The organism is Vibrio sp. A8-1, from assembly GCF_013048685.1.
Taxonomy (GTDB): domain Bacteria; phylum Pseudomonadota; class Gammaproteobacteria; order Enterobacterales; family Vibrionaceae; genus Vibrio; species Vibrio metschnikovii.
This window is the reverse complement of the sequence record NZ_VHTC01000004.1, coordinates 12,189-36,403: the sequence shown is the minus strand read 5'-3', so window position 1 is coordinate 36,403 and position 24,215 is coordinate 12,189. Positions and strand designations below refer to the sequence as shown.

Below are 24,215 nucleotides of genomic sequence, written 5' to 3'. Positions count from 1 at the left end.
TCGCGGTGCGTTGTTGCTCGACGGTTTGTGGATCATGGCTGTTAAAAATCAATAAGCTTGTCTCTGTTATCTCCATCTCGGGCAGTGATAGTTGCATAAAATGATAGTGACGGCCTTGATAAAGCAATAAGCCCTGAGCTTGCTGTTGAATCGATTGCCAGAGGGCTGGCGATTGTTGCGGTAAATCGGCAATAGGATCATTGGCGTCGTGTGTGGATGCCGATGATAAATGAAGAACGGCGTCGCCATGATGGTTTAAAACCGTAAATTGCGAGGTATCGACCGCGATGGTTGATTCTGCGTTAGGGAGTTGTGCAGTGTGATGATCGAGCTTTGCAAGCTCGTGAGCGAAATAGAGAAAAGGTACACACCCGAGTATGCACAATACAATCAAAAATTGAGTGAGATATTTAACCTGTGACGATGACATGATTAACTTATAATGATTATTAAGCCATGATTATAGACCTTTAAAGCGAGAGATTACTTCCAATATGTTGAGTTCGTGCGCTCGCTCAACATTGGTGCATATGCGGTAATCAGGAAAAATGAAAATTTACAATGTAAACTGAGTATTGGCTAACAAGAAAACCTTTAGTAAAAGAGAGAATGAGGAGTTAACGATTATGAAGAAAGTACTTATGCTGCTGCTTCTCATTTTTGGTTTAGCCTGTGCGGGTGCTGGCTATTACCTATTTTATTACAAGCCAGAGCAAGAACGATTAGAGGCTTTAAATCAACGTTTGACGCCTGAAATACCAATATCTGAAGAGCATGAGCCAAGTGATCCTGCTTTTGTTATGCCAGAGATCATGGACTATTACGTCAATGAACCTACGCTTGGTGTGCGCGAGCAACCTGATAGAGATGGATTTGTCCATCGGTTACTTTATCGTGGCGAACCGGTGTTTTTGTATGAAAAACAACAGGGTTGGGGGAGGTTAACGCCTTTTTACGTCTATGAAGAAGGGGGCCCTGAGGTAGCAGAGTGGATTCCGTTGGATGGATTGGTGGTTGATCCACCCGTGATCACACCTGAAGAGCGCCGAGAAACTGTGCTGAGTTATATTATGAACTCGGATGATTTAGATATTTTTCAAACCATGTTTATTCAAACCACCGATCGACTCTTGAGTGACAAAACCTGTGTGCCCGGTGATTTTAAAGAGCTTGGGGGATGGGTGCGATCCGTTCGTTATCGGTCTGAGGACGTTTATTTTGTCTATTGTGGTGGTTTAAACCAAGCGAATAAAATTTATCTTAATGCACAAACTGGAACGATTTTTTATCAATAATCATGAGGACGCGATCTACGGTTTAGGATTAGCGATAGAGGCATTAGTTATATTTGACGAAAATTTTACTTGAGTCACACTTCACTCAGTTCTACACTGAGCTGTCCTATTAAGAATGAACTGATCATGCTTGAACGTATAACGTATTTTTTCTGGCTAGCTTTTCTTGCGTTGTTATTGCCTTCGCAAGCATTGGCGTGCGCGGAAAATTACCCTACCTCAAGTATTACTCTCAACCATTCTGTTTTAGATACAGCTTCACACAGCGTACAAAATCCATTTGAGTTTGATTCGCAAGAGAGTCCGATCGATGTCGATTCGGTGCCAACCAGCGACACGTTGGCGAAAAGTATTACCCAAGCCATTCTTAATCCGCCTCGCTTGCAGCTCACCGAGATCAACTTACCTCTCGATAATGGCTTTGATTTTCCTCATCTTGAAGGAAATCACGCTCTGCCTCGTTTTATCGATGCAGAGAGCTATGCTGCCCAAACTTGGATTTCCATTCCCTATCAGCATTTTCATGCCTCACATCGTCTTTCTGGCTGGAAAGAGACCAACGCGATGTACGTGGCATTAAATAGCCATTTCCTTTCTGCTTAATCTCACATTTACGTGACAATGTCACAATTTTAGTTTTTTAACTCGGCTATGCCCGAGGAGAGAGTTATGCAGAGAAAAACCGCTAAAACGCCAGCGCGTATTATGAATCGCTATGCGACATGGAAATACGTGGTATTGGTTATAACCGTTGTCTTACTTGGTTTAAGTGCTATTCCTACTTGGTATGGTGAACAACCATCAATTCAAATTGAGTCTAATCAAAAAGACAGCCCTTTAAATAATGTAGTAACCGTTAATCAACTGCTGCAAAAGCAGGGAATTAATGCACAAGAAATCCGTCAGGAAAATAACCACACCACGTTGGTTTTTAAAACCGAAACAGAGCAAACTCAAGCGCGTAAACTTTTAGATAATCTCGTGCAAGAAGGAGAAAGTTTAACTTTTTCTTACGTTTCAGTCGCTCCACCTTGGTTCACACAAATGGGATTTACTCCAATTAAGTTCGGTTTGGATTTACGCGGTGGCGTACAGTTTTTGCTTAATGTCGATGTCGATAAGGCGTTTCAAGAGCAACGAGATGGCATTACTGATGAAATAAAAGAGATGCTCGTTAATCAACACATTCGCGGTGTGAGAATTGAGCATGAAGGTAATGATGGCTTTTTAGTCTCCGTCAACTCACGAGCCTCACTCAATAAAATTAGTCAGTTTGTCAAAGAAAATTATCAAGGTTGGGAGGTGAAGTCGTCTTCTGATCAACTGACAGTGCAACCCAGTAAGCAAAATAAGTTGGATTTTCAATCAGCGACCATCCAGCAAAACTTGAAAATCATGCGAGATCGTATTGAAGAACTTGGCATTACCGAAGCTTTAGTTCAGCGTCAGGGTGAACATAGTATTCGTATTGAGTTACCTGGGGTACAAGATCCTGCGCAAGCGAAAAACGTCATTGGTGCAACGGCAAGCTTAGCGTTTTATGAAGTCAATACTAGCGGTATAGCTGGCCGTGATGATTTACAACTGAAAGACAATAATGGTCAGTTAGTGATCTTGCATAAACGTCCAGTTTTAACAGGTGATCATATCGTTAATGCTCGCGCGGGTATGGACAAAATGGGCCTTTCTGAAGTCAATATCTCGCTTGACCACGCAGGTGGCAAAGTAATGAGTGACTTTTCGGCCAAGCACATTGGCAAACCCATGGCTACCGTGTATCGAGAGTACAAAACCAATGCTAATGGAGAGACGGAGCGCAGCGAACGCGTGATCAGTGTGGCGACTATTCAATCGCAATTGGGGAGCCAGTTTAGAATTACCGGCGCAGGTTCGAATCAAGATGCTCAACAACTGGCATTGTTGTTAAGAGCCGGATCACTCACTGCTCCAGTGACAATCGTCGAAGAAAGAACCATCGGTGCATCGCTCGGTGCTGAAAATATTGAAAATGGTTTTGCGGCCTTGGCGTTAGGGATGGCATTAACGTTAACCTTTATGGCGTTATGGTATCGCCGTTTAGGTTGGGTGGCGAACGCTGCTTTGTTGATCAACATGGTGTGTTTGTTTGGTTTAATTGCGTTATTGCCGGGAGCGGTATTAACCTTACCGGGGATTGCTGGTTTGGTGTTGACGGTCGGTATGGCGGTGGATACCAACGTGCTTATCTTTGAGCGAATTCGCGATAAGTTAAATGAAGGGCGTAGTTTTGCTCAAGCGATTGATAAAGGTTTTAGCAGTGCGTTTAGCACCATTTTGGATGCCAATGTGACTACGATGATTACTGCGATTGTTTTGTATTCGATTGGTAATGGACCGATTCAAGGTTTTGCATTAACGCTGGGATTAGGCTTGATCACCAGTATGTTTACCGGTGTATTTGCATCACGGGCATTAATTAATTTGATTTGGGGACGTGATAGTCGCCGAGATGTGAGGATATAACGATGGTGACTTATCTAAAACAACATATTCGACAGATTCGACACATTACCAATATCGTTTCGATTGCTTTAACCCTGTTAGCATTAGCGGCTTTTGCGATTCGTGGTCTTAATATGGGACTGGATTTCACTGGCGGAATGGTAACCGAAGTCAGAGTGGATAAATCATTAACCCACGATCAAGTGTTGAATGTTCTCAAGCCGGAGCTGGGCGATTCTACCAGTGTAATTCAGTCTGGTGAGGAAGGGCGCTGGGTCATTCGTTACCCGTTAGTAGAAGAGCAGCAAAGTGCTCCAGAAATAGAGACGTTACTGAACACCATTTCATCTCAGATTGAAGTGGTGAGTAATAGCATGGTCGGCTCACAAGTTGGTGAAGAATTGATCGATCAAGGTGGCTTAGCATTATTGATTTGTATCTTATGTATATTAGGCTACCTTTCGTTTCGTTTTGAGTGGCGGTTGGCGAGTGGTGCCTTACTGGCGCTATTGCATGATGTGATCTTAGTGCTCGGCTTTTTTGCGGTGACGCAAATGGAGTTTAATTTAACTGTTTTTGCCGCCACCTTAGCAATCTTAGGATACTCACTGAATGACTCGATCATTATTTCCGATCGTATTCGTGAATTGCTGGTTGCTAAACTCAAAGCACCGCTGGCAGAGATCAATGATCAAGCGGTGATCGCAACTTTTTCTCGGACGATGGTGACTTCAGGTACCTCATTAATGACAGTGTCTGCTCTTTGGTTAATGGGCGGCGAGCCATTACAAGGCTTTGCTATTGCCATGTTTATCGGGATTATTTCTGGCACGTGGTCATCCATTTCCATCGGTACCGTACTCCCTGAATGGTTACATTTAGAGTCCAAGCATTATCTGCCGGTTGAAGTTGATATGGCACCTTAAATATCGGAACCCCCTTGATAACCTCAAGGGGGTTTTTATACGGTTTATCCCCTTCCTACGTGAAGCTGCAGAGGTGTTGGCTACGTTTAATCCCCCAATCACATAGCGTGTCTATGCTCATAGGTGCTCACTCATTACAACTCCAAATGGTTTGGGTATAGATTTTAGGAACGGTAATGATGGCAAGCATGACGAGATATATTTAATTTACGCATTTTTGAACGTAGAGTATTTGGATTAATGGCGAGTAGTTTAGCTGCTCCAAAAGGACCTTCTATTCTTCCGTGGCAATGACGTAACGCATTGCAGATATGATCATATATCACCTTCTCTAAACTAAGGAATGATGAGACTTCTGCATGACTTTCACTGTTTAGTGGAGATGTGGTGGGCTCTTGCAAAGAGTCAGGTTGTAAGATTAACGATTGTTCAATGGCAAGATATTTTCCCTGTCCTAAAATCGCCGCTCTTTCGATAATGGCTTGTAATTCCCTGACATTACCTGGCCAATGGTAGCGTTTTAAGTAATCTATCTGTTCATCACTTGGTAAACAAAGAGGTAAACCTAGACGATTGGACGCTTTGTGAGCAAAATGCTCGGTGAGTTGTTGCATGTCACCAAAGCGTTCGCGCAATGCTGGCAGATGAATTGGAAAAATATTAATACGAAACCATAAGTCCTCTCTAAATAATCCTTGCTGGACAGAGAGTTCTAAATTTCGATGTGTAGCAGCAATAATACGAACGTTAACGCTGATTTCTCTCTCCCCTCCAACCCGAGTAAATGAGCCTTCTTGTAATACTCGTAATAAGCGCACTTGAGCCGCTAAACTTAATTCACCTATTTCATCTAAAAATAACGTACCGCCATCGGCGCGTTCAAACCATCCTTTTTTTTGAGAGATTGCACCAGTAAAGCTGCCTTTTTCATGCCCAAATAATTCTGAATCAATCAGTTCCGAAGGGATCGCACCACAGTTTACTCGAATAAAGTCGTTTTGAAATCGCTGAGAGTGATTATGGATATAACGGGCAATCACTTCTTTTCCAGATCCGGTCTCTCCAAGGATAAGAGCTGTAGAATCAGTCAGTGAAACCAATTGTACTTGCTGCATTGTTTGTTTTAGACCGTGATTTTCGCCAATAACCATTTTTGTCATACTCATTTTTCGAGGAATACCTGTTAAATTTAAAGGGTTTATTGTTATTTAGAAATGAGTTTTTATTCCATATAGTAATAAAAAGTTATATGGAATTTTTTAATGAAATAGAGATGTGAAAACCATTAATTTTCAGTTGATTACATTGATATTTAACTAATTTATAAAATGCACTGATTTGGCATGACTTGTGCAATCAATAGGTTACATTCATCTATATTGATTAGGGATTGAGCATGATAGATAAAATTTTGGTTATTCCAGGTTATAAAGGCAGCCCTAATGGGCATTGGCAAACATGGCTTCAGACTCAATACCCTAACACGGAGAGGATAAAGGCGATTGATCACCATAAACCGATTCTTAGTCAATGGTCAGCACAGATCCAACAGTATCTAGATCAGCAAACGCTACCCATTATCATCGTTGCTCATAGTTTCGGTTGCTTAGCCGCTTTAGATGCTATCGTTCGAAAACAGTTACAATCGAAAGTGAGTGGTGTCTTATTTGTTGCACCGGCTTCCCCGTATCGATTCACTTCTTATGGTCATAAGGCTGATTTTCCGAACGAACGTTCGATTGTCGAAGCGTTAACAATTCGCGCCCTTGGTGTTTTGGGGACCATGGTAGTGAGTAGAAATGATCCTTGGATGAACTATGACCATGCTTGCTGTTTAGCTTCTGATTTGGGCCTACTGACCTACGATGCGGGTTATGCTGGTCATATTAATATTGAGTCAGGACATGGACCATGGCCGGAAGTAAAAGCACTTATTGATGATATTCAATTACAAGTTCAACGAAATGTTAATTCATTTAAATAATATTTATTTAAAATTAGCGATTAGATTTAAATTTAGGGAGTGATAGTAGATATCAATATCCGTGTTTAAAACTTATTAGATTAGTTATTGATGGAATATTTAACTTTACCTAAATTTAAATACCACTATTTTTATGGTGAGGGACTATTAAATCTTAATTTTATGATTTATTGAACACCTGTATTTTTAATCACTATTCATAACGTATTCGTGATAATAGTTTTATTAAAATAGAATATAAACTACGGAGAAAATAATAATGCATGAATTACCAACGCTATCTTTAGCCGAACTTTACTCCAATAGAGACCAATTTATTTATTCACTTAGCCGAGTTGCAAGAGATGTTGGTTTTTTTTATCTATCAGATTTTGGTGTTAATAATGAAAAAATCAATCATATTCATCATATAGCTACTGATTTTTTCACTTTATCTTCAGAAGAGAAAAATAAAGTTTCCATGATTAACTCCCCACATTTCAGAGGTTTTTCTGGTATTGGAGAGGAAAAAACCAAAGGGAGCATAGATATACGTGAACAGTTTGATGTCATGAATGAAGAACCAGTAAGGCAATTAGAAGACTCACCGTTATGGATGAATATTTATGGTCCTAATCAATGGCCAGAAAGTATTCCTCATATGCGTGAGCTTATTTTAGACTTTATGAATGATCTGTCTTTTATTGCTCAAGAGTTGTTATCAGCCTTTGCTTTGGCGTTAGAACAAGATCCCGATGTATTTAGTCACTCGATAATGGGTAATCCATATCAACATCTAAAGTTGATCCGTTATCCTTATGTTGATTCGGCACAGAGCTCTTCACGTCAAGGCGTAGGAGCACACAAAGACCCAGGTTATTTAACTTTACTTCTCCAAGATAAGGTTAGTGGTCTCGAAGTATTAATTAATGATAAATGGCTCGCGGTTCCGCCGAAAAAAGACACCTTAATTGTGAATATTGGTGAATTACTTGAGCTTGCTTCAGATGGTTACTTAAAGGCGACTGAACATCGTGTAGTTAGTCCTAATCATGGACAGGAGCGGTTCTCTATTGCGTATTTCATGGGGCCTAGATTAGAGAGTCGAGTGCCTAAATTATTTTTACCAGAAAGGTTAAAAAATCAAGCTTTAGGTCCAACTTCAGATCCTAATAACCCACTATTCTATCAAGTGGGAGATAATGTATTAAAAGGGCGTTTAAGATCTCATCCTGAAGTGGCTAATAAATATTATAAAACAATCGTTAAAAACTAAAAAAGTAGATAAATATGAATAATAAAACACAATTACTACACAGTAGTGTAATAGAAGATCAATTTGGCTCATTAACTATACCCATTTATCAAAGTAGTGCATTTGAATACCATAATTTTGAAAATGGTAAAAAGATTTTTTCAGGCGAAGAAAATGGTTATGTTTATAGCCGAATGCGTAATCCAACCATTAGTATGTTAGAAACTCAATTAGCGAATATGGAGGGGGCTGAACAATCTTTAGCTGTTTCGAGTGGTATGTCAGCAATCAGTAGTGTATTACTCTCTTTATTAGATACCGGCGATGAATTAGCGATTGTCGATCCTATTTATGGAGGAACACAAAGTTTATGCGATAACTTACTGGTTCGAATGGGCATAAAAGTTGTTCATTACGCTGATGTATCGGATTTAACTCTGCGAGCAAATCCCAATACTCGAGTCATATTTTTTGAATCTATCTCTAACCCAACCGTCAGAGTTAATGATATTCATTCAGTTGTTAGTACAGCTAGAAATATAGGTGCGATTACAGTCTGTGATAATACTTTTTTATCTCCTGCTGTACTCAAGCCGATAGAATTGGGTATTGATATTGTTGTACACAGTGCCACCAAGTATTTAAGTGGTCATGGAGATATTATTGCTGGCGTGATTTCAGGGAGCGACCATTATTTAAATCTCATCCGTGGAATATCCAATAAGCAGCTTGGATCATGCCTTGGTCCTCAAGAAGCCTACTTATTACATCGAGGTTTAAGGACTCTATCTTTGAGAATGGAACAGCACCAAAATGGAGCATTTAAAGTCGCTGAGTTTTTAGCAAAGCATCCTCTGATAGCAAGAGTCTATTTCCCTGGATTAGAAACCGAAAGTCGTGATGATAAAAATCCGCCAGTATGGGGAGCGATGGTCAGTTTTGAATTAAGATCCGATCTTAATGCGGTAAGAAAATGCCTAGATAGTCTGGTGCTATTCAAACAATCGGTAAGTTTGGGTGATTTGGAAAGTTTAGCTTGTCATCCTGCGACGACAACTCATTCTGGCTTAGATAAAGAGCAGAGGGAGAAGTATGGGATAACCGATAAACTGATTCGTTTAAGTATCGGTGTTGAGCATCCTGATGATCTCATTGCTGATCTAAGCCAAGCGATAGCGTTGGCTCATGATAAAGTTAAGGGGGCATTTGTGTCTGTTTTATAATAAAAATGGCGAGCATAAAAGCTCGCCATTTTCTGTATTCAATATTAAAAACAGGTTATCAAACCATCGCTTTATACCCGAAAGCGATTGACCGTGCTTTGTAATTGAGCGGCGAGTTGACTGAGTTCAACGCAGGCTTGAGCGGCACTTGATGAACCTTGCGCGACTTGTTTCGCTGACTCATTGATGCGTTCAATGTTGCGGCTCAACTCTTCACTGACGGAATCTTGCTCACCACAAGCGCTGGCAATTTGAATCGTCATATCAGCAATTTGTGCACTTTGGGTGCTGATTTGTTCGATGGCTTCTTGAGTCTGATGACTTTGGTTGACACATTGGCCCATTAATTCGCTACTTTGTGCCGTTGCTTGGCGTGCTTTTGCTGCGCAACTTTGCAAGTTCTGGATAATAGCCACAATGTCACCTGTTGATTGCTGAGTTTTCCCTGCAAGGGCTCGCACTTCATCGGCAACTACGGCAAAGCCACGACCTTGTTCGCCAGCTCGCGCGGCTTCAATTGCGGCATTGAGAGCAAGCAAATTGGTTTGGTCAGCAATATTGCTGATCACATCTACCACCATATTAATTTGTTGCGCTTGATCTTCCAGTTCTAGTACGCGTTGCTCGGCTTGAGAAATCTCTTGTGTCACTTGGATAATAGAGTTAGCGACTGCATTCATTTGTTGTGCGCCAGTGATGGCTTGTTGATTGCTATCACGCGCAGAATCTGAAGCCACTTCGGTATTACGTGCGACTTCTGCTACTGTGGATTTCATCTCTGTCATTGCGGTCGCAATTTGCATCACTTCTTCTTGCTGCTCGCGCATACCTTGTGAAGTTTGTTCTGAGACGGCGCTGACTTCATCAACCGCTTGAGTTAATTGTGTTGCACCGGCGACAATTTCTTCGACCATCACACGCAAGTTATTTTGCATGGTGGTGCAAGCGTCAGCGAGTTCACCGAGCTCATCTTGGCCAATTTGTTGGCGATCCATTTGATGGCCTAAGTTACCATCAGCAATCGCGTTGGCTTGAGTAACCACTTGTTGTAAAGGACGGCAGATTAAATTCGCCAGTAGCCAAGTCATAAAGACCATAAAGCCAAGCAGGGCAACAATACTGGAAATAGAGAATTGACTAATAGTATCAATTAAATCTGTTAATTCAGTGCGGTTATTATCGACATAGGAAAGGTTCAGTTTTAGTAACTCATCCACCGCCAGTTCTAGACGCTCAAACGTTGGTAAAGCATTTTGTAAATCTTGTTGAGCCTTTGTCATGTTGTGATTCATGACATCATTATTGAATGAGCCAAGAACACGCAGATACTCTTGCCATAAGTTTTTGACTGGCATAAAAATTGAGCGCTCATGATCGCTCCAAATACTATTTTCATAGCGGGTTAAATCTGCTTGAATAGTCCGATAGTGGTCGTCCATCCAGCGCATATCCTCAGCGATCTCGTGGCTATCCGTTGAAGAAAGTAAACCAATTTGTGCTCGACGTACCGATGACATATTGTACTTAATGGTATTGACCATCATCATGGATGGTAAGGTATCGTCGGTCAGGTTAAGTACATCGTGTTGAATAGAGTTAAGAGAGCGGTAAAGGTATGCGCCAAAGATAATATTGACGGCAGCAATAATACTAAACGCCAGCGCAATTTTTTTGCGGATAGCTAAATTTTTTAAAAACGACATGGTAGTGGGTGACCTCGCGGTAAAAACTAATCGGTCACATCCGTATGATGATATACCCTTGCTGCTGGAAGATAGCGGTATTGCATGGTTTTCACCACAAAGCTTCTCTTTGTGTATCAAGCATACATTTACTTGCTATATAGCGAGCCACTTCAAGTACTGTGGGTAAGTTATCCCTAGTAATAGCCAGTGTGTAAGAATTATCTGACTATCTAATTGGCGCGGATTCTAGCACGAAGCGTAGGGTTTAGCCAAAAAAATATGATACTAATCACATTAAAACGCTGAATGTGATTAAATGTTGAACGATTGGTAGGCTAAATGACTATATTGCAGCCCAGCGAAACGATGGGCTGCAAAGACAGGTTTAGTGATGATGCTCGTGTTCAGTAGTGCCTAACCAAGTAATAAACTGAGGGATAAAGCCTAATTGGTGACGCTGTACAATCCGTAGCTCAGTCACACTGAGTTGCAGCACCGTTTGGTCAGCCGGATTGGTGATGAATAACTGTTGATTTCTCGGATCGAAGGCCATTTGGATCCGTTGGCCTTCTGCTAATGTTGGTACATTGTCCCAGAGCGATAAACTGAATTGCTGAGCAAAATTATCCGCCGCATGATAAGCGATCAACCGTGCTTGTGGCGTAACGATGAATAAGTACTCCTCGGTGGTTAAATAGGCGAGTGTGCGTTGAGTTTGCTCGGTTTTCCAGTCGATTTCCTGAAAATGACCATTTTTCAAACTAAAGAATTGCTGGTTATTAGCCACCGCAAGTAGCGTGTCATTAGCAGGATAGCCAAATAACGTTCCAAAGCGAGTACCGTTATTAAACGTTGGATTATTGATGGATTGTGAAGTTATCGTTTCCCCCTGTACATTGACGACAAGCACGTGCTCTAAACACGCAAAAGCGACCAAGTTTGCCGTTTGCGCACTGCCATGTAAAGCAGGGCAGTCTTGAGCCGTGAAGCTCTGGAGGCGATGAAAATGGTCACCGTGTCTTTTCAGTGCAATCACTTTATCCGGCAAGCTAGTGGTGCTTTGATCTTTAATGCCAGTAAAAGCGAAATCTCTCAGTAACTGAGCAGTACCATGCTGGGCATGGTCAAAGGAATGGATAGCGACACTAGAAACTTGACCTATCGATTGCTCATCTAATACGCGAAATTGCGCGTTTGCGCTAGTCGTGTTATCACCATCAAAGAACAGCGCGACTTGATCTTGTGTAACGTCATAGTGGGTTGGCTTTACTCCCTGATAGCGTTCAGACAACAATCTCGGACTATGATTGTGCAAATGATAATGATCGCCATGTTGTTCGGCGACAATACCACTATCAATCACTTCGACTTGATCAAAATTTCGTTGCAGAGCTAGAGCGTATCGCCCCTTTGGACTGGTTTTCAGCCCTGAGGGTGTTTGTTGCAAAGTAAATTGGGTGCGCTGACGCCAAGCTTGGCTATCAAACAGGTGTAGTGTTTGGCTATTGTGTTCTGAAATCAGCAGCCGAGAAGTAATCATTGAGTGATGATGATCGGAGTCTTCGTTACTGGTCGCGTGATTTTCACCTTCTTGACAACCTAATAGCAATAATACGCTGAGTGACAGTGCCGCCAGCCGAGGGGCTTGACGATGAGATAGAGATAACATGGATTTTTCCTTAAGTACCATAGTAGTAGTTGATTGTTGATATGTTATAACATAACATTCGTTGCCATCAATAGGTAATCAATAATCATTGTGTATATTTATAGGAGAAACTCGGTGAATAAATCAGTCGTAGCGGTGATTGGGTTTGGTGTAATGGGTTTTATTGGACAAAGCTTAGCATCACCACAAGTCGATATTGGTGTTGTTTTAGATGGTGCTTATCAGAGCGACAATCGCCATTGGGGAAGTCGTGACAAGGGATTTGGCCTTGGTCATTCTGAGCTGATGTTAAGCAGTAACATCGATCATAACTTTAAAGGTCAGTTGGTGGCGGTATTAGATAGCCATGGTTCTAAAACCGAGTTAGAGCTGGAAGAGGCCTGGATAGAAACCATGAGTTTACCGTTTGGCTTAAAGCTTAAAGCAGGACGTCTGTTATCCAATGTCGGCTACTTAAACAGTAAGCACATGCATGAAGACGCCTTTGTTGAGCGTCCGGCAGTGTATCGCGCCTTACTTGGCGGCCATTATTTTGATGATGGTGTACAAATGACTTGGTTATTACCAACCGATTTTTATCTGCAAGCCAGCGTCGAAGCGTTAGGTGGTAAGCCATTAGATGCTGGTTATGATAAGCCAGCGACGGTGGGGGTATATACGGCTAACCTCCAAGTGGGGGCTGATATTGGACTTGAACACAGTTGGCGCTGGGGAATCAGTTCACTGTATAACGGTAATGGCCGTCAGTTTTCAGGCGCACACGATCACAGCCACGATCATGACCATGATCACGATCATGCCGGTCATTCGCATGGGCCCTCATTAACAGGTCGTAATTTGTACGGTACGGATTTCACGTGGAAATGGGCACCGGAAGGTAATTATCGTCAACGTAATGTAAGAGCAACAACCGAGTTTTGGTATTTGGACAATCGCTTTGATACACAAATGGCGACAGCTCCAGGCGCGAAACAAAGTGCTAATGGTTGGTACGCAGAAGTGGCTTATCAATTTAATCCGACTTGGACAGTGAGTACCCGTTATGGAAAAATGCGCACCGTGAGTGGCGATGTCCATGCGCATGATGATCATTTCCATGGTGAATTCAGTCGTGATGATTTGAAAGAGTGGGATCTGGCATTAGATTGGCACGCGTCTCATTTTGGTCGGGTACGTGGACAAATTACCCGTGAAAATCATACTCAGGGCGATCAAACCTTATTCAGTTTACAATATGTCATGTCTTTTGGAGCGCACCATGCTCATGCGTTTTAAATTATTGAGTCTATTCGCTTGTGTCAGTATGCCGGCGATGGCGAGCTTAAATGTGTTTGTTTGTCAGCCCGATTGGGCTGACTTAGTCCATGCTCATGCGCCGCAGGCACAAGTTTTTTCAGCCACTACGGCATTGCAAGATCCTCATTATGTACAAGCTCGCCCTTCACTGATTGCGCGCATGCGCAATGCCGATTTGGTGGTTTGCTCCGGCGCTGAACTGGAAATTGGTTGGCTGCCTGAGTTGCAGCGGCAGAGCCGTAATCGTCAAGTACAAAATGGTCAGCCTGGTTTGTTTTGGGTCAGTGATTATGTGCGTTTACTGGATGAGCATGATCACGTTGATCGCTCCATGGGCGATGTTCATGCCCATGGTAATCCCCACGTTCAGTTTGCGATTGGTGATATGATTGCTGTGTCACGCGCATTGAGTGATCGTCTGGCATTGCTAGCCCCCGATGATGCTCCGAAGTTTAAAGCCAATGGCGCACGCTTTCGCTGGCAATGGCATAAAAAAATGCAAGAGTGGCAAGCGCGAGCTGTGCCTCTACATGGGATGGAAGTGGCGGGGTATCACAGCACATTCGCCTATTTATTTGATTGGCTCAGCATGGAACAAGTCGCGGATTTAGAACCAAAACCTGGTATTCCGCCAACGGCGGGTCATTTAAATCGCTTAGCACAGCAAGATTGGTCGAGTTTATCCGGTATTGTTTATGCCTCTCACCAGCCTAAAGATGCGGCTTATTGGTTAGCATCGCGTACCAATGTGCCGGTGGTGGAACTGGCGCAAAGTGTTGGTGGACAGCCGAACACCTCATCATTAGTTGCACTGGTCGATGATTCTATTGATCGCTTATTGAGCCTAGTTAAGGAGCAATAATGAGTGCTTACGGATGGATGCTAGCCCCATTGTTGATTGGCTTTATCTCTTTATGGATCAACTGGATTTTGGGTAGGCAGGTGCTAGAGCGAGGGGTGATATTTATTGACCTAGCGATGGCGCAAATGGCGGCGGTCGGTATGTTAGCGGTGGAGTTATGGTGGCCGCAATACAGCAGTTCCTTATGGTGGAAAATGCTGGCTGCCAGCTTAGTTACCTTTAGTATGGCGGGGTTGTTGTGCTTTTTTGAGGGGCGAATCAAAACCCATTTGGAAGCCTTCATTGGACTCTTTTATGTGTTGGCTGCTTGCGCAGCAATGTTATTGGTTGCTCAGCAGCCGCATGGTAAAGAAAGCATAGAGAGTTTACTAAACGGTCGCTTATTGTGGTCTCAATGGCAAGACGTGATTCCCGTATTGGTTATTGCTCTCGCGATGTTAATCGTTGTGCGTTATCGCTCCTGTTGGTTACAAGGTAAGGCGTTTTATTTTCTATTCGCCGTTGCCATCCCACCGCTCGTGATTAACTTAGGGGTGTACTTAGAGTTTGCCTCGTTAATTATACCAGCGTTGGCGGTATGCTATTTACCTTGGCAACGTAAAACCGCTGCTGGCTTAGCAATAGGTTATATCGCCATGATGGCTGGATTTGCAGCTTCTCTTTATTGGGATTGGCCGATTGGCCCTGCTGTGGTGTTTGCGATGATATTGTGCGCGGCAGTAATGGTGTTTGGCGCTCAAGCAAGAGTCTTGCGTCAATAAGATTCAGCTTTTAACCCATAACTCAAAAACCATAATTCAAAAACAAGGCGCAGTAATGCGCCTTATTTTTAAATCTGTTAATGAAATGCAGCAGTGACACTAAGCCATCATTGGTACCAATACCATAGTACCGATAATCACGGTGATAAGACCTGCCAAAACAGGAACAGAAGTACGTTTAACGACTTCAAAAGGACTGATATGCGCCATACCTGCGGTGGCAACGACGACCCCTGATACCGGAGAAACGGTACGGCCTAGATTTGAAGCTTGTAACATCGGAATAATTAAAAACGCTGGGTTAACGCCCATTTTCGCGGCTAGTGCTGGGGCAAGTTCCACAAATGCATAAAACGGAGCATTACCCGAGCCTGTGGCGATAGCCGCAGCCATGGTTAAAATGGTTAAAATTAGCATCAATGCTAAACCACCAGCGCCAGCGGTTTCGGCTAATCCAAGTAGGTTATCAATCGCACCAATCGACATCAGTCCTTGAGCAAAAACCCCTGCCGCAACCAACAGCATCACCACGCCTTTAAATGCCTCTGCCATACCTTCATAGCAAGATTCCAGATCTTCGAGTGTTTTCTTACCATCAAAGCGTTTAGTGATGAAATCAATCACCGCACCAGCAAAAATCGATACGACAACAATGGTGTAAATATCCAACGATAAGCCGGGGATGGTTTCTCCATTAAATAGGAAAACGCCAATAATTGGTAAGAAAGGCAGAATCGCGTAATAGGCTGGCGCTTTCACTTCAATCGCAGAAACGTCTACGCGTTCCATTGGGGTGTTATCGCGCTTATCAAGGTATTTATTCCAGAAGAAGGTAGCGATTGCCATCACGATGATCGCACAAATGGAAACAGGAAGAACGGTTTCTACCGCAAAGACATGCAAAGCTAGCCCAGACTTTTCTGCCGCGATCACCACATCGCCAGAAGTAGGGGATAAAATAATGGCGGCTGGAGAAGCGCACACCGCTACTGCAGCAGGGCGAGAAATACCCATCGCTGTCATCATAGGGAAGAGAGTTGCCATCAGTAGCACGCCTAGGCCTGTCGCAGAGCTTACCGCAAGGGACATTAAGCAAGCGACAATGTAAGCTGCAACCAGTAAGACATAAGGCGAGCGAATAACAGAAAGTGGCTTAGAAAACTGTTTAACCACTACGTTATTTGCCCCGATGTGGGTCATATAAGCGGCAAAACCGCACAATAACATGATTTGCATACCTAAACCGCCACCACGGTTTTGTAGGGTAAACTTCACATATTCCATTGAATCGGTAATCAAGTTACCGGTTGGTGTAATTGATGCGGGTAAAATCGCGTAGCCTAATATCCCAGTCATTAATAATAAGGCTATTCCGGCGGTTAATAGTACCCCCGCTGGTTTATAACCCTTAACGATAAAATAACCGACCGCAATGGTGACGATTGCGCCAATCAGCAGTTCAAGCATAGTCTTCTCCAGTAAAATGGGCTTCACCCATGTAACAAATTATGGCTTTTTGTAACTGGAGAATTTACTGAAAACTTGGCAATAGCACGAGCTTAACTTGCTACTAGTATGATCTAAAACAAATGAAAATATTGGCAGAATAAAAATCCGTATAAATACGTTATTGTATTGATTTTTATTGGTTATTGGCGTGTTAAATTAATAATGTTTGCTGATTATTCTGATGCGTATTTTGGTGGTGAGTGATATGACCATGCGGGGAGTTTTCGCCGTATGAACATTCAATCATTATGTTCATACGGCAGTTAGTATCACCCGTTTGAAGAGATCATGAATATACCCTTCCTACTTGAATCTGCAGCGGTGTTGGCTACGCTCGTTCACCCCAATCACATCGTTTGCCTATGCTCATGGAGATTCACTCACTTGCCGCCTGCCTGCAACGCCAAGTCGTTTGGGTATAGCTTAATAAGCATACGGCTTGGTTAATAGCTGCCAACGTTGCTTTTTCTCTTGTAGACGCATCTTTACTTGTCGATAGCGTGTTGTGAGGATCGAGCGTTCATAACTCTGTATCGCTGAATTGGCTTTGCTTTCTAACACCTGTTTTTTCAGATCGTAATAATCGTGAAGTGTTTCAACAAAACCATCAAATTCTTGTTGAATATGAGTAAAGATCCGCTGATGTTGCCGCTGTTGACTGAGGATTTTTTTCGCATACTTTAAACGCATTTCTGCCCGTGCAGTTTCAATTTTCAGTGCCGGCGCGACGCGTAATTTTTTGGCTAATCCCAACCAGGAACATATTTTGATTACCCATTTGGTTGGGTCATAGTGCCACCACTGAATTCCATTACGGTAATCGTTTTCAAAAATATGGTGATAATTATGGTAGCCCTCACCAAAGGTAAAGAAAGCCAAAATTCCGTTATCACGTGCGGTATTTTTATCGGTATAGGGCTGCTTACCCCAAATGTGGGCCAGTGAATTGATAAAAAAGGTCGTGTGATGGTTAAGGACTAATCTGACCGCGCCAATAATCAGTAACATACCGATGATATCTTGATACCACCAACCGAGCAGTAAAGGCACGCCTATATTCATGACAACTGCCAGTGGAACATAATATTTATGTTGCCACATGACAATTTTATCTTTTTGTAGATCACGACAATTCGTGTAATCAGCGTAAGTGGCTTGATTATAGTGGCGAAGCATCCAACCGATGTGTGAATACCAAAATCCACGCTTGGCGGAATAGGGATCTTTATCGTTTTGGTCGACAAATTTGTGGTGGACTCGGTGATCCGATGCCCAGTGTAGAGCACTATTTTGTAGAGCAAATGCACCGCCTAACGCACACAGTAAGCGCACTAACCAATGGGCTTCGAAAGCTTTATGTGACCATAGACGATGGTAGCCTACGGTAATGGATAAATTACAAAATGAAAAGCAAACCACTAGCCAGAAAAGATGTTCCCAGCCATAGCCAAATTGCCAGCCATACCAAGGGGCAACGAATGCCGCCAGACCAAAGCTGAGTGAAAAAATCATGACATTAAGCCAGATCAATGGTGGTTTATTAACCATATAAAAGTGCCCTTTAGCTTACAACTGTGCACCAGAATATCAGCGTACAGTTGTAAGTCAAAAAGGTTTTGCTACAAAGTGTGATCCGAACATCACCGACGGACTCAATCGCTGATTAACCATTCACTTGCTGTCTTCGGTTATATCAAGTAGCGTAAACAGTGACGGCTTGATCCTTTGGAGGTATAGATGACACTTAACTTAAGCCAATATGATGGGCTGATTTTTGATATGGATGGTACTTTGATCGATACGATGCCTGCGCATCTTCAAGCGTGGCAAGCGACCGCAGACCATTTTAATTTTCCCTTTGATGGAAAATGGCTACATAGCATGGGAGGCATGCCGAGTTTTAAGATTGTCAGTGAGATCAATCGACGATTCGACTTAGATCTGAATGCTCATCAGGTCGCTGACCATAAAATGCATACCTTTGCACAATTGGCCGATAAGGGAGGTTTGATTTCTGCGACGTATGACATTTTTTGTGCTCAGCTAGGTAAAAAGAAAATCGCGATAGGCACAGGCAGTCAGAGAGGATCAGCGGAAAACTTATTAGCTCAGGTTGAGGTACTTGATAAACTTGATGCTTTAGTCACGGCAACGGATGTGGAACATCATAAACCTCATCCTGAAACATTTTTACGTGCTTGCCAGCTGCTTGAGTTAACACCTAAACAGTGCGTGGTATTTGAAGATACTGAACTTGGTATGCAAGCGGCGCATGCAGGCGGAATGGATTGTGTATTAGTGACCGCTGCGGGGTTAGTTTTTTATCCAGTGAATCGGTAACCGCTTAAGATGGGAAAGGGGTAATCAGTCGGTTAGATACGGTCAGATAAGAGTCATTATGATGAGTTTTATTCACAATGACTCTTGTTGACGGTTATACCAAGGCTAAGCTGAGTTATTGGATTTCAATCAGTTCAACATCAAAAATCAACGTTGCTGCAGGAGGAATGGGACCCGCCCCATTTTTTCCATAAGCCAAATGGCTAGGAATAAAAAAGCGCATTTTTTGTCCTTCCACCATCAATTGCACACCTTCTTGCCAACCTTTAATGACTTGATTTAAGCCAAACACAATGGGCTCATTACGTTTAATGGAGCTATCAAAGACGCTGCCATCAAGAAAACGACCTTCATAATGCACTTTTACCCGACTCGTTGGGCTAGGATGAGTTTCGCCAGTACCCGCTTGTAAGAGTTGGTACTGTAAGCCACTTTCAGTTTCAATGACGTCATTTTGTTGGCGGTTTTCTTGTAAAAAGCGTTCTCCTACCGCATGATTTTGTTCCGCTATCTTACTGTTATTCCAGCTTCGATAGATAAAAAACACGGCTAATAAGAGAACGAGAACAATCAATATTTTATTCATAATACAGATACTTTATTAAGGTTGTTTAAGTAAATAAGTCAGCGTTTCTGCCATATTGGCTAGGTCACTATGACCGCTAGTTAACAGCAGGTATTTACCGTTAACAATAAAAGTGGGGACCGCATTAATTTGCGATTGTGTCGACATTTGCTCTGCAGAAGCGAGCATTGTCATTAGCTGTTGTTGCTGCATCTCATTAAAATCATAAGGACTAATGATATGTCGGCTATGAAAGGCATGATCAATGGCGGCTTTACGCTCTGCTGGCGTGGTGCCTTCAGGCATTTGTACGGCAGCAAATAGGTCATCCATCATATCGTGATCAGGGATGTCATCCAACTGCATCACTGCACTGTAATAAATCATCGCGCCCAGTTGAGCGCCTTGATTAAAAGTAACATGCAGTTTGCCGAAGCGTTGCCCAGTGAGCTGTTCGAGTTCAGGCAAAAACGTTTCCATGGTTCGGCAGTGAGTACAAGTGAGAGCAAACACTTCGGTGATCGGCGCAAGAGAAGGGGAGCTCAGAGGGTTAGATAATTTCTGATAATGAACACCTTGCTTAGGGCCTGTTGGCTCGCTACAACCAAGAATCAACACTACGCTAATGATAAGCCCACAAAAGCGAATAAAATTTTTTTTCATAATCAACCAAATTAAAATCATAAAGAGGGCTCAGTCTAACCAGTTCTGTTTGTGAGGCAAACAGCAGAAGAGCAAATTGTTAGCAATACATCATAAAGTTTTGCGCTGGCGGCCGATAACCAAGGTGATACTAAAAAATGGGAACCCAACGGATGAAAGTCTTCATACTATCACTGCTACTGTTTTTATCGGGGTGTGGCTCTCTGGCGACTGATAAAATGTTCAAAAGCAATTTATTAGACACCGCACCGAAAAATGATGCCGAGGTTCGTTATCCTGACTGGCGTTTGGCTCCTGCTTCACTTATGGCCGCAAAACCCGAGTCTATGCCTGCTAAGCATCAGCCGATGAAAACCCTCTCCGATAGTAGTTTAGAAAGCTTCCTGTCCGCCAATGGCTTAGATTATGAACTTATCCCTGGCGATCATACGATGGTCAAACTCAAACGTGCAGTGCAGTTTCAAACTGGATCGGCGGTGGTGCCAAGTGCATCAGTACAATGGCTCGCCCAACTCGGACGCTATTTAGCGAATACGCCACAGATTGATATTGTGATTGAAGGGCACACCGATAATACCGGCACTGAGCGATTTAACGACGGTCTTTCAATGCGCCGAGCGGATATGGTGAAAAATATTTTACTTGAACAACAAGTATCACTAGCCGCCATTTATACCCGTGGTTATGGCGAGCATACTCCTACTTGTACCAATCAAACGTCTCAAGGCCGCGCTTGTAATCGTCGTGTTGAATTGTTGATGATTATGGATAGTCAGTAAGTAATGAGCGATGTGGTTAAATGTGACTGACTGAATAGTTTTTACGGCTCATTTAAGCGTAGATTGATAGTTTTCACGCTTGTGCAACTAAAATGAGACAATACTTTGAAACATTTCTCTATTTTGTGTATACAGTCGCCACAAAACCAATCATAGGTTACGAAATTATGTCAGGCCGTCAGTTTTCCTCAACAAAAGAAGTTCCCGTTAGCCAACACGATCAACTGGTTTCAACCACCGATTTAAAAGGTGTGATCACCTATTGTAATGAAACCTTTTGTCGCATTGCCGGATTTACCGAACAAGAGCTATTAGGGCAAAATCACAATATTGTACGCCATGATGATATGCCTAAAGCCGCATTTGCTGATATGTGGAAGCGTCTCAAACAGGGCCATGCTTGGCGTGGAATAGTCAAAAATAAAACCAAAGATAATGGCTACTACTGGGTGGATGCGTATGTAACGCCTATTTATGAAAACGGAAAAATATCCGGCTATCAATCAGTGCGAGTCAAGCCTGAACGCCGTTGGGTTGATATTGCCAACAAAGCCTATCAAGGGCTGCGTCAAGCTGAACGCTCTGGCCGGAAATTTTCACTGACAATAGCGGATTCCGTTCGTTATGCGATATTACTTGGTTCATTGAGTGCACCGATTGCCGCCTCTTTGTGGGGGGATCAGAGCAGTCAGCTTTTGGCAAGTGTGCTCCCAGTTATCTCTCTAGGATTATTTTTCCGCCAAGAGCTGATTGATACACCGCGTCAGCTCGCTCAGCTGCGCCAACAATACGACAGCATTAGTCGATTGATTTATTCAGGTAATCATCAGTTTTCCATTGCTGATTATCATTTAAAAATGGCATCGGCTCGGATTCGAACGGTATTAGGTCGGATGATGGATTCGGCGAAACCACTACAAGTTATGGCCAATACCTTACATAAAACCAGTACCGAAGTAGCACAAGCATTAACTCAGCAGGAAAAAGATATTCGTCGAGTAATGCAGGCTACCGATGAGGTTGAAGCGGCGGCGAATGCCGTTTCTGACAATACTCAAGTTTCCTATGCATTGATTGATCAAGCTCGCGTAGAGTGCACTCAGAGCAAACAGAGCATTGATCTGACCCAGAAAAATTTATTGCAACTCAACGAGCAAGCAGAAAGAGCGACTCAAACCACTTATGCTTTGAGCGATCAAGCTCAGCGAGTGAGTCAATTGATGGGAGAAATCGGCGGAATTGCTGATCAAACCAATCTGTTAGCGTTGAATGCGGCGATTGAAGCAGCGCGAGCGGGTGAGCAAGGACGTGGATTTGCGGTCGTTGCTGATGAAGTCCGTGCCTTATCGGGACGAACGCAAAAAGCCACCGAGCAGATCCAATCGAGTATTAATGCGATGTTGCAAGCGATTGATGGATGGCAAAAAGAAATTCATCAAAGTCAGCAGCAAACTCAGGCTTGTGGCGAGGTGGCTGAGCAAAGTGCTTCTCGTTTACAACAAGTTGAAAGCTTATTACTAGAAATGCACGATACGGTAGCTGACATGGCGAAAGCAGCACAATCACAACGTGATATCACTCATCAGGTTAATCAACATATTCACTCGATTGCCTCTGCCGCCACTCAAAACCTTGCTGCAACCCATAAAGTTGAAGAATATAGCATTGAAATGAACCGCAAAGTGGATGACTTTCATCAACTTGCGAAACGGTTTGAAGAGAAATAAACCATGTATCAAAGTAGAAAACAAGGTATGACGTTACTGTCTAAGCGCATGATAGTCGGCAGCAGTTTACTTATTTCGTTGTTGTCAGCAACGAGTGCCTTCGCCAGTGACAAGAACCCATGTCATATTATTTATGATGCGGGCAGTAGTGGTACGCGAATGTATGTCTATGAGCAGCGTTCAGACCAATGGAAAGTTCATAAAGGTCCTAAGATGGAGGCTTTAGCCGATCCTATTCGCCAGAATAGAGGGAAAACCGCGCAGGATATTCCACTAGTGGTCACTCAGTTGGCTGATACATTACAACAGATAAAGACAGAGGGGCCGCGCAATAATGAGGGCAAGCCAGCATGGCGAGCCTTTAACTGGCAAACGGCCTGTGAACTGCAGTCGGTGATGGTGTATGCCACGGCAGGCATGCGTATTGCTGAGCAAAATAATCCACAACAAAGTCAACAAATGTGGCAAGCGCTGAATCAAGCTTTACGCCAGCAATTGCCTGATTCGGTTGACGTGGTGACGAAAACCCTTTCCGGCTATGAAGAGGGATTATACGCTTGGTTAGCGGTACATGATGAAGTGCAAAATACGCAATTTGGTATTGTAGAAATGGGCGGAGCTTCCAGCCAGATTACTTTCCCATGCCCCGATTGCGAACCTAATGATGCATTACGTCGTGTCAAAGTAGGAAATCAAGAGTTACCCATGTACAGCTACTCATTTTTAGGCTTAGGGCAAGATGAGGCGGCGAAAGTATTAGGCGTTGCTGAAAGTTGCCAACATGGTATAGGCAGTCGTCAAAAAAATTGGCAGTTATCAGCGTGTCAAGAGACGCTGAAATTGACCCAGTCAGGCGATATTTTAGATCCTTATAACTATCAGTATCAGCAACAAGCCCAGTATCGAAAAATCCCAACTGAACAAGGTAGGCAAGTTGAATGGTATTTGACGGGCGCGTTTAAGCATCGTCAAACGAATGATGAGCAGCAGTGTTGTATCAATAGCGGTGCTTGCCATAAAGCAGAAACGTCGTGTTTTCGTGTCGCTTATCTACCCAAATACCTGCAAGCATTAGGCGTACCCAATGATGCACCAGTCAAAAAAGACGCCGATTGGCCACTCGGAGCAGCGATCTGTCGCAGTAATGATTGTTTAGCCAATGCTGAGCCTCCGGTATGTCGTTGGAATAAAACGGGCTGTTTATAATTAATCTTTA

General features: G+C 43.0%; 21 protein-coding genes. 14 read left to right on the top strand and 7 right to left on the bottom strand.

Annotated features, from left to right (window positions below):
- Positions 1-626: 626 nt before the first annotated feature.
- The 4 genes from FKN93_RS03075 to secF all read left to right on the top strand — a co-directional run bounded on the left by FKN93_RS03075 (position 627) and on the right by secF (position 4,702).
- Positions 627-1,295, top strand: a complete 669-nt coding sequence (locus FKN93_RS03075) for a hypothetical protein (protein WP_158145369.1) — start codon at positions 627-629, stop codon at positions 1,293-1,295.
- A 126-nt stretch (positions 1,296-1,421) separates the two neighbouring features.
- The gene (locus FKN93_RS03070) at positions 1,422-1,898 is read left to right on the top strand and encodes a hypothetical protein (protein ID WP_050782751.1); all 477 of its coding nucleotides are present in this window, start codon (positions 1,422-1,424) and stop codon (positions 1,896-1,898) included.
- Between the two features lie 66 nt (positions 1,899-1,964).
- On the top strand, positions 1,965-3,797 hold the full coding sequence (gene secD, locus FKN93_RS03065; RefSeq protein WP_004396658.1) for a protein translocase subunit SecD: 1,833 nt from the start codon (positions 1,965-1,967) through the stop codon (positions 3,795-3,797).
- A 2-nt stretch (positions 3,798-3,799) separates the two neighbouring features.
- Complete coding sequence (secF, locus tag FKN93_RS03060) at positions 3,800-4,702, top strand: protein translocase subunit SecF (protein WP_170904461.1); 903 nt, start codon at positions 3,800-3,802, stop codon at positions 4,700-4,702.
- A 164-nt stretch (positions 4,703-4,866) separates the two neighbouring features.
- Here secF and FKN93_RS03055 read toward each other — a convergent pair whose 3' ends face one another.
- Positions 4,867-5,868, bottom strand: coding sequence for a sigma-54 dependent transcriptional regulator (locus FKN93_RS03055; RefSeq protein WP_249374148.1), 1,002 nt, complete (start codon positions 5,866-5,868; stop codon positions 4,867-4,869).
- Between the two features lie 230 nt (positions 5,869-6,098).
- Between FKN93_RS03055 and FKN93_RS03050 the strand changes: the two genes are divergently transcribed.
- From FKN93_RS03050 to FKN93_RS03040, 3 genes are all read left to right on the top strand, one after another.
- Entirely contained in the window at positions 6,099-6,686 is a 588-nt protein-coding gene (locus FKN93_RS03050; protein ID WP_170904460.1) for an alpha/beta hydrolase, read from the top strand.
- 259 nt (positions 6,687-6,945) lie between these two features.
- Positions 6,946-7,941 (top strand): 2-oxoglutarate and iron-dependent oxygenase domain-containing protein, encoded by a 996-nt coding sequence (locus FKN93_RS03045; RefSeq protein WP_158137249.1) that lies wholly within the window; start codon positions 6,946-6,948, stop codon positions 7,939-7,941.
- A 14-nt stretch (positions 7,942-7,955) separates the two neighbouring features.
- Positions 7,956-9,143 (top strand): PLP-dependent aspartate aminotransferase family protein, encoded by a 1,188-nt coding sequence (locus tag FKN93_RS03040; protein ID WP_154171190.1) that lies wholly within the window; start codon positions 7,956-7,958, stop codon positions 9,141-9,143.
- Positions 9,144-9,214: 71 nt separating this feature from the next.
- Here FKN93_RS03040 and FKN93_RS03035 read toward each other — a convergent pair whose 3' ends face one another.
- Positions 9,215-10,846, bottom strand: coding sequence for a methyl-accepting chemotaxis protein (locus tag FKN93_RS03035; protein WP_158137252.1), 1,632 nt, complete (start codon positions 10,844-10,846; stop codon positions 9,215-9,217).
- Between the two features lie 367 nt (positions 10,847-11,213).
- Complete coding sequence (locus tag FKN93_RS03030) at positions 11,214-12,497, bottom strand: hypothetical protein (protein WP_170904459.1); 1,284 nt, start codon at positions 12,495-12,497, stop codon at positions 11,214-11,216.
- A 153-nt stretch (positions 12,498-12,650) separates the two neighbouring features.
- Between FKN93_RS03030 and FKN93_RS03025 the strand changes: the two genes are divergently transcribed.
- From FKN93_RS03025 to FKN93_RS03015, 3 genes are read left to right on the top strand one after another with little or no spacing between them, the layout of a single operon-like run.
- A complete protein-coding gene (locus FKN93_RS03025; protein WP_212752400.1) occupies positions 12,651-13,772 on the top strand; it encodes a TonB-dependent receptor in 1,122 nt (373 codons plus the stop codon).
- Positions 13,756-14,655: a zinc ABC transporter substrate-binding protein gene (locus FKN93_RS03020; protein ID WP_170904457.1), complete on the top strand. Its 900-nt coding sequence runs from the start codon at positions 13,756-13,758 to the stop codon at positions 14,653-14,655. Before FKN93_RS03025 ends, FKN93_RS03020 begins: the two co-directional genes overlap by 17 nt.
- Entirely contained in the window at positions 14,655-15,416 is a 762-nt protein-coding gene (locus FKN93_RS03015) for a zinc ABC transporter permease (protein ID WP_170904456.1), read from the top strand. Before FKN93_RS03020 ends, FKN93_RS03015 begins: the two co-directional genes overlap by 1 nt.
- A 99-nt stretch (positions 15,417-15,515) precedes the next feature.
- Here FKN93_RS03015 and dcuC read toward each other — a convergent pair whose 3' ends face one another.
- Entirely contained in the window at positions 15,516-16,883 is a 1,368-nt protein-coding gene (dcuC, locus tag FKN93_RS03010; RefSeq protein WP_154171184.1) for an anaerobic C4-dicarboxylate transporter DcuC, read from the bottom strand.
- A gap of 465 nt (positions 16,884-17,348) precedes the next feature.
- A complete protein-coding gene (locus tag FKN93_RS03005; RefSeq protein WP_158145391.1) occupies positions 17,349-18,473 on the bottom strand; it encodes a fatty acid desaturase in 1,125 nt (374 codons plus the stop codon).
- Positions 18,474-18,662: 189 nt separating this feature from the next.
- Here FKN93_RS03005 and FKN93_RS03000 point away from each other — a divergent pair, with 189 nt between their 5' ends.
- Positions 18,663-19,265, top strand: a complete 603-nt coding sequence (locus FKN93_RS03000; RefSeq protein WP_170904455.1) for a beta-phosphoglucomutase family hydrolase — start codon at positions 18,663-18,665, stop codon at positions 19,263-19,265.
- A 115-nt stretch (positions 19,266-19,380) separates the two neighbouring features.
- Here the strand turns inward: FKN93_RS03000 and FKN93_RS02995 are convergent, their stop codons facing one another.
- Positions 19,381-19,851, bottom strand: coding sequence for an FKBP-type peptidyl-prolyl cis-trans isomerase (locus FKN93_RS02995; protein ID WP_170904454.1), 471 nt, complete (start codon positions 19,849-19,851; stop codon positions 19,381-19,383).
- A gap of 15 nt (positions 19,852-19,866) precedes the next feature.
- Positions 19,867-20,493, bottom strand: coding sequence for a thiol:disulfide interchange protein DsbA/DsbL (locus tag FKN93_RS02990; RefSeq protein ID WP_154171180.1), 627 nt, complete (start codon positions 20,491-20,493; stop codon positions 19,867-19,869).
- Positions 20,494-20,645: 152 nt separating this feature from the next.
- On the opposite strand from FKN93_RS02990, the gene FKN93_RS02985 reads away from it, so the two are divergent.
- The 3 genes from FKN93_RS02985 to FKN93_RS02975 all read left to right on the top strand — a co-directional run bounded on the left by FKN93_RS02985 (position 20,646) and on the right by FKN93_RS02975 (position 24,205).
- Complete coding sequence (locus FKN93_RS02985; RefSeq protein ID WP_170904453.1) at positions 20,646-21,272, top strand: OmpA family protein; 627 nt, start codon at positions 20,646-20,648, stop codon at positions 21,270-21,272.
- 167 nt (positions 21,273-21,439) lie between these two features.
- Positions 21,440-22,999: a PAS domain-containing methyl-accepting chemotaxis protein gene (locus FKN93_RS02980; protein WP_170904452.1), complete on the top strand. Its 1,560-nt coding sequence runs from the start codon at positions 21,440-21,442 to the stop codon at positions 22,997-22,999.
- 3 nt (positions 23,000-23,002) lie between these two features.
- Positions 23,003-24,205, top strand: a complete 1,203-nt coding sequence (locus tag FKN93_RS02975; RefSeq protein WP_170904451.1) for a nucleoside phosphatase — start codon at positions 23,003-23,005, stop codon at positions 24,203-24,205.
- Positions 24,206-24,215 lie beyond the last annotated feature (10 nt).